Origin of the sequence: uncultured Methanobrevibacter sp. (assembly GCF_937906425.1) — an archaeon.
Lineage (GTDB): Archaea > Methanobacteriota > Methanobacteria > Methanobacteriales > Methanobacteriaceae > Methanobrevibacter.
Window position 1 is genome coordinate 21335 of sequence record NZ_CALCYR010000304.1, and the last position, 6000, is coordinate 27334.

Genomic DNA, 6000 nt, shown 5'->3' on the forward strand with positions numbered 1-6000 from the left:
ATCCGAGTATCATGACTAAAATTAAAATTTAGATTTATAGTAAGAATCCGAGTAACATGACTAAAATTAAAATTCCTATTGAAATTCCTGCAATCTTAAATGCAAATCCAATAACTTTCTTTAAAATAAGTACAGCAATAATTAATATAAGTGCTATTATAATAAGAGTTCCCATCATTTTTATCCCTCAATTTTTTTTATTTATTTATAATATTTTTATTTTTTTATATTTAATATTTTAATAAGCTTTTATATTTTATTTTTCATAATAAACAGTTTTTTATTAGGTCTTGATTTAAGAAACTATTCATCCTCTTTGATGAGATAATTTCTCAAACTTCCTATCTCTTCTATTATAACCTCTACAGTTGAACCTGCTTCCATAGGACCTACTCCTGGTGGTGTTCCAGTAGCTATCAGGTCTCCTGGATTTAATGTAGTGGTTTGTGAAATGTATTCAATTATTTCCTGTGGTGAAAAGATCATCTGTGAAGTGTTTGAATTTTGTTTTATCTCTCCATTCACCTTTGTAATTATCTTTTGATTTAATGGATCAATATCTCTTTTAATAAATGGCCCAAATGGTGCAAAACCATCACAGCTTTTTCCTCTTGTCCATTGACCATCATTTAAGGTGAAATCCCTTGCTGTAACATCATTTATTATTGTATATCCAAATATATAATCATCAGCCTCTTCCTTTTTTACCTTTTTACAGCTTTTTCCTATGACTACAGCCAATTCACCTTCATAATCAACCTGTTTTGAAATGCTTGGATAAATCAAATCTCCCTCTGTCCTGTTAACAGAAGAGCTTGGCTTAATAAAGATGACAGGTTTTTTAGGAAGTTCAAGATTTAATTCCTTAGCATGATCCTTGTAATTTAGTCCAATACAGATTATTTTAGATGGACATGTAGGACTTTCAATGATTATATCCTCCATGCTGTGAGTTTCAATCATCCTTTCCTTGATTTTTTCAATATCTGCATTATGATAGTCTAAAATGTCTCCTTTAAGTTCGATTACCTTCTCACCATCATAAAGGCCGGTTTTTATATTTGTTTGAGTATTAAAATCATTTGTTTTGTTTTTAAATCTTAGAAATTTCATTAAACCACTTTTAATTTTTCTTCATCGACTAAACGCTTTTCTCGAATGTTTTTTTGAATTATCTTAATGGACTGTTTATTAAATAATCCTTTAATTGGACTAATTATTGAATAATCCTTTAATTGGACTAATTATTGAATAATCCTTTTAATTAGAATATTTATTGAATAATCCTTTCAATAGGAACCACTAAAATGTCACGAGCTCCTGCATTTCTAAGCTTGTTTACAAGTTCAAAGACTTCATCCTCTCCAACTACAGCCTGAACTGCCATTGTTTCCTCCTTGGAAAGAACTTCAGAAACTGTAGGTCCGCTCATTGCAGGCATGACCTTTTGAACCTCACACAGGTCCTTCTTTAAAACATTCATCATGACCAGTTTCTTTCCTCCAGCCTCAAGCACTCCCTGAATACTTGTGCTGACAGCCTCTACAAGATTTCTTTTCTCATCATATGACTTTTTATTTGCAATAAGCTTTATTGAACTTTCAAGTATTGTGTCAACAACCTTCAGGTGATTCATGTTCAATGTTGTACCTGTACTTGTAAGATCTGTTATTGCATCAGCTATTCCAATGAATGGAGCTATTTCAGTTGAACCTGTAAGCTTTACTATTTTTATGTCCAATCCAAGTTCTTCTATATATCTTTCTGTAAGCTTTGGAAACTCTGTAGCTATTGTCATTCCATCCTTAAGGTCATCTTTTGTATTAATCTCTGATGTGTCTGGACTTGCAAGAACAAGTTTTGTTGCTCCAAATTCCAAATCAAGCAATATTTCAACATCAGCCTCATTTTCCTCTATCAGGTCATAACCTGTAATTCCCATATCACAGATTCCCTCATCCACAAATTCCGGAATATCTGCTGCACGTGCAAACATTACGTCTATGTTTTCGTTGAATGTACTTGAAAATAATTTTCTATTGCTTGCATCTTTTAGTCCAAGTCCTGCCTTTTCCAATATCTTCACTGCAGGATCACTAATTCTACCCTTTGAAGGTACTGCAATTTTAAGTTTCATATTTTTCTCCTTTTATAAATTTAAAATTATTTGTTTTTTTTAAAATTATTCTTTTCCTTTTCTTGCTTTTATTTATTTTTTTATTTCTATTTATTTTTAATTGGTAATTTTTGTTCATTTTTGAATTTTTATTTTGTTTTAAATTTTTAAAAGTCAATTGAACCTAATTTATTTTAGTTTAAAATTTTGAAAGTTAATTGAACCTAATTTATTTTAGTTTAAAATTTTGAAAGTCAATTGAACCTAATTTATTTTAGTTTAAAAAATCAAATGATATACTAATTTTAATAATCTTAAAAATTAATTGTCTTTTATATCATTTTTATTTTTTTCTAATAATTAAAATTATTACTTTAATTTACTTTTTATAATTTTTATTGTACAATTTTTAAAAAATATTGCCGAAAAATCAATATTTTTAGCCATTTTTGTAGAAAGTTTTAAATAGTAGTTTAACATAAGATATTAGTGTACTTATAAATTTAAAGCGTGTTAAGACAATATTTTTTAATTTCAATCATAGATAATACTTTTTTTAAAAATAGATTTTATTATTTTAAATTTTTTAATATTTTCCTATTTTCTAATAAGGTTTTTATAAAAAAAATTTTCATATTTTCTATTTTTTTAAAAAGGCATTGTTTTTTAAAAATTTTGTCAATGCTTTGAATAAAAAAATATTATAAGTATTGTTTTATTTAAAAAATTTTTATGGAGAGATTATTTATGAGTATTCCTGTAGCTCCTATCGGAAGAATTATTAAAGAAGCTGGTGCAGAAAGAGTAAGTGAAGACGCTAAAAAAGAATTAAACGCTTATGTTGTAGCACAAGCTGAAACTATTGCAAAAGAAGCTATCAAATACGCAGCTATGGCTAAAAGAAAAACCGTAAAAGCTGACGACATTGAACTTGCAATCAAAAACTTATAGATTAATAATAAATTTGAAATAATGTTTTTACATTATTTCATTTTTTACTATTTTTTAACTTTTAAATACTTTTATTAAATAATTTTAGCTATTTTTTTATCTTTTAGAACTTTTATTAAACTTTTTTACCTATTTTAAAACTTTTAAACTTGTTTTAATCCTTTTTACCTATTTTTTTAAAATTTTAAACTTTTAAACTATTTTTTAGCTATTTTATTACTTCTCCACTGTTTAAACTTTTTTTATTAGAATTTTATAAATATTCCACACAATTACATTATGATGAGAAAAAACCGATTTTTATAGTTGTTATTAGTACTGTAGCACTTGAAAATTACATTATTAACTATTCTTCCAATGATATAGACAGGTTTACTATATTTGTCATATCGTTAAAGGCTAAAGACCAAAATAAAACTTTAAATACTATTAAACGAAAAATAGAAAATAATGAAGAATTTTCTGGTGAAGATATTGTCGCATTTAAATTATTGCCTCTATTGGATGTAAATCATAAAGTAGAAGTTTTAAAAGAAGCTTTAACTTTAGTTTTTAAAGCTAAAACAATTCCTGAAGAGGATTTAATCAATATAATCAATATCTTTTTAAATTATGCAGAGGAATGGTTTGACAAAGAAGAGTTTAATAAATTAGGAGATGATATTATGGGTATGGAGACTTTGACTCAGAGAGCTTATGATAGGTTAGCTCAATATGTTGAGGATAAGACAAGACATGAAGTTAGTATTGAAATTGCTAGAGATTTATTGGATTTAGGTTTGGATATTGAGGATATTCATAAGGTGACTCATTTGAGTTTTGAAGAAATTTCTAATCTTTGATTTTTTGGGGGGTTGTTTCTTTTATGGGTATGGAGACTTTGACTCAGAGAGCTTATGATAGGTTAGCTAAATATGTTGAAGATAAGACAAGACACGATGTTAGTATTGAAATTGCCACTATGATGTTTAAAGATGGTTTGTCTGCTGATGAGATTCAGAAGTACACTTCTTTGAGTGTTGAAGAAATTTCAAATCTTAATTCAGAAAAATAAACTTTTTTTTATTTATTTAGTTCATTTATTCCTACTTTTTTCTCTTTTTTTTAATTATTTTAATTTAGTTTTTTCACAATTTCTTTTTTTATTTAATCTACTTTTTTAAACAATAAATTTATATTTAAAATTAATTAGAATATTAATTATAATTAATCATATTTTTAACATTTTTAATCAAATTGGAGGGGATTAAAAATGGGGAGTTCAAAAACATTAGATGAATACTTGGATAAAGTTCCAGAAAGAAAAGAACAAGATCCAAAATTAATCTGTAAGGTTTGTGGAAAAAAACTGGAAAAGGAAAATATATTTAACAGATGTAAAAATTGTACAAATAAGCTTGCATTGGTGGATGACATTCATGAGATATTGGAATATGTTGCTCCAGGTGAAAGTTTTAGGGAAATGGATTTAATCAACAGAGGATTCAAAAGTCTTAAACTACACATGCTCATATCCAAGTTCCTACAGGAAAACCTTATTCTATTACGTTTGGATGGTCTTTTCACCCTTAATGAATTTTCATATCTTGACAAGTTCATAAGAAAGTATGGAGATTCCAATAGCTATCTTGACAAGAATCTTTATGAGGATGGTTTTGGCGTAAATTTCAATGATGATGAAAGCAAGATAGATGAGATTGATGAGGAAGACAACAGCTTCATTGACATAAGTGATTATTCATCCTACATTAAGGTAAGGTTCAATCCCAGAACAGACAAGTGGGTTGTTGACTTCTATAACAATAAGAAGCTTCTTCACTCAAAGTCCTTTGTTGATTCTGTAGAGGCTAATGAGGAAGCCATTCATTATCTTAAGGAAATCGGTAAGTTAGGTACCATCATCAAGAAGGAAAAGAAGAAAAGTTCTAACAAGAGACAATACTCTAGCCATGAGGGAATATATTATAGTCCATCACGTAAGATGTGGGGAGCAAAGGTCCAAGGTTATAAGGGATTTAAGTTTATTGGACATTTCAATACAGAGCAAGAGGCTTACGAGGCTAGAGAAAAATATCTAGAAGAAAAGGAAAAAACAAGACAGGATTTCATTAGGGAAAAGATTGGAATCAAGGCAAGAAAACAGTCTGGAGCTTCAGGGGAAGGAATTTACTTTAGCAAACAGTCTGGAAAATGGATTGTTAGACTTAAAAACAGTTCAGGCCACTTTGAAAACGTAGGCAGATTTTCGTCTGAAGAAGAGGCAATCAAGGCCAAAGAAGACTTTTTAAAAACCCAAGAAGAAGATTAAATTTTTAGCAATTAGGAATAGTTAATTTAAATACTGTTTCTTCTTTTTTTATTTTTATTTTATAAGTTATTTTCAGCTTTTTTTCTTTTTTAATCTTCTTTTAACTAAAATAAGATATTCTTTTTTCAACTATTTTACCAATTCAATTTAATGCTCTTTTTATCAAAAAAATTAAAAATTTAAACAGCTTTAAAATTATTTGATGAAATTTTAAATGATTTGGACTATTTGTTTTATTTGTTCTTTTGTTAAATTAGTTATATCAGATATTTGATTAATAGAAAAATCCTCTTTTAATAATGCCTCTGCTATTTTATAACTTCCTGTAATTTCCCCTTCTTCAACTCCTATTTTGTATCCTATTTCATAATTCAAATTACTTATTTCTCTTTTAAGTTCTTTTATTTGGTTTATCTTTTTTCTTCTCAAGTCCATTAATTTAACTGTTTCATAATCTATTTCTGTAGAATAATGTACTTCCCATGATGGAGAGAGTTCTAAAAGGTCTTCTGCTTCATCATATTTTTCTTCTATTTTTTTAGTTTCTTCATCTATTAATTTTTCTAAGCTTAATTTTTCATCACACATTTAAAATCACCTATAAGTATTTTTATTGTATTTTTCT

8 protein-coding genes are annotated in these 6000 nt (G+C 27.5%); 4 read left to right on the top strand and 4 right to left on the bottom strand.

Going from position 1 to position 6000, the window contains the following annotated elements:
* Positions 1 to 34: 34 nt before the first annotated feature.
* From Q0138_RS08975 to hisG, 3 genes are all read right to left on the bottom strand, one after another.
* The gene (locus Q0138_RS08975; protein WP_297983665.1) at positions 35 to 178 is read right to left on the bottom strand and encodes a hypothetical protein; all 144 of its coding nucleotides are present in this window, start codon (positions 176 to 178) and stop codon (positions 35 to 37) included.
* A gap of 125 nt (positions 179 to 303) precedes the next feature.
* A complete protein-coding gene (locus Q0138_RS08980; RefSeq protein WP_297983668.1) occupies positions 304 to 1113 on the bottom strand; it encodes a fumarylacetoacetate hydrolase family protein in 810 nt (269 codons plus the stop codon).
* 160 nt (positions 1114 to 1273) lie between these two features.
* A complete protein-coding gene (hisG, locus tag Q0138_RS08985) occupies positions 1274 to 2137 on the bottom strand; it encodes an ATP phosphoribosyltransferase (protein WP_297983672.1) in 864 nt (287 codons plus the stop codon).
* A gap of 726 nt (positions 2138 to 2863) precedes the next feature.
* On the opposite strand from hisG, the gene Q0138_RS08990 reads away from it, so the two are divergent.
* The 4 genes from Q0138_RS08990 (at position 2864) to Q0138_RS09005 (ending at position 5375) form a co-directional block, all read left to right on the top strand.
* Positions 2864 to 3067: a histone family protein gene (locus tag Q0138_RS08990; protein WP_297983674.1), complete on the top strand. Its 204-nt coding sequence runs from the start codon at positions 2864 to 2866 to the stop codon at positions 3065 to 3067.
* Positions 3068 to 3558: 491 nt separating this feature from the next.
* On the top strand, positions 3559 to 3909 hold the full coding sequence (locus tag Q0138_RS08995) for a hypothetical protein (protein ID WP_297983677.1): 351 nt from the start codon (positions 3559 to 3561) through the stop codon (positions 3907 to 3909).
* A 23-nt stretch (positions 3910 to 3932) separates the two neighbouring features.
* Positions 3933 to 4121 (top strand): hypothetical protein, encoded by a 189-nt coding sequence (locus tag Q0138_RS09000; RefSeq protein WP_297983680.1) that lies wholly within the window; start codon positions 3933 to 3935, stop codon positions 4119 to 4121.
* Positions 4122 to 4319: 198 nt separating this feature from the next.
* Positions 4320 to 5375, top strand: coding sequence for a hypothetical protein (locus Q0138_RS09005; protein ID WP_297983682.1), 1056 nt, complete (start codon positions 4320 to 4322; stop codon positions 5373 to 5375).
* A 210-nt stretch (positions 5376 to 5585) separates the two neighbouring features.
* On the opposite strand, the gene Q0138_RS09010 is transcribed toward Q0138_RS09005, so the two are convergent.
* Entirely contained in the window at positions 5586 to 5963 is a 378-nt protein-coding gene (locus Q0138_RS09010; RefSeq protein WP_297983685.1) for a hypothetical protein, read from the bottom strand.
* Between the last annotated feature and the right edge of the window lie 37 nt (positions 5964 to 6000).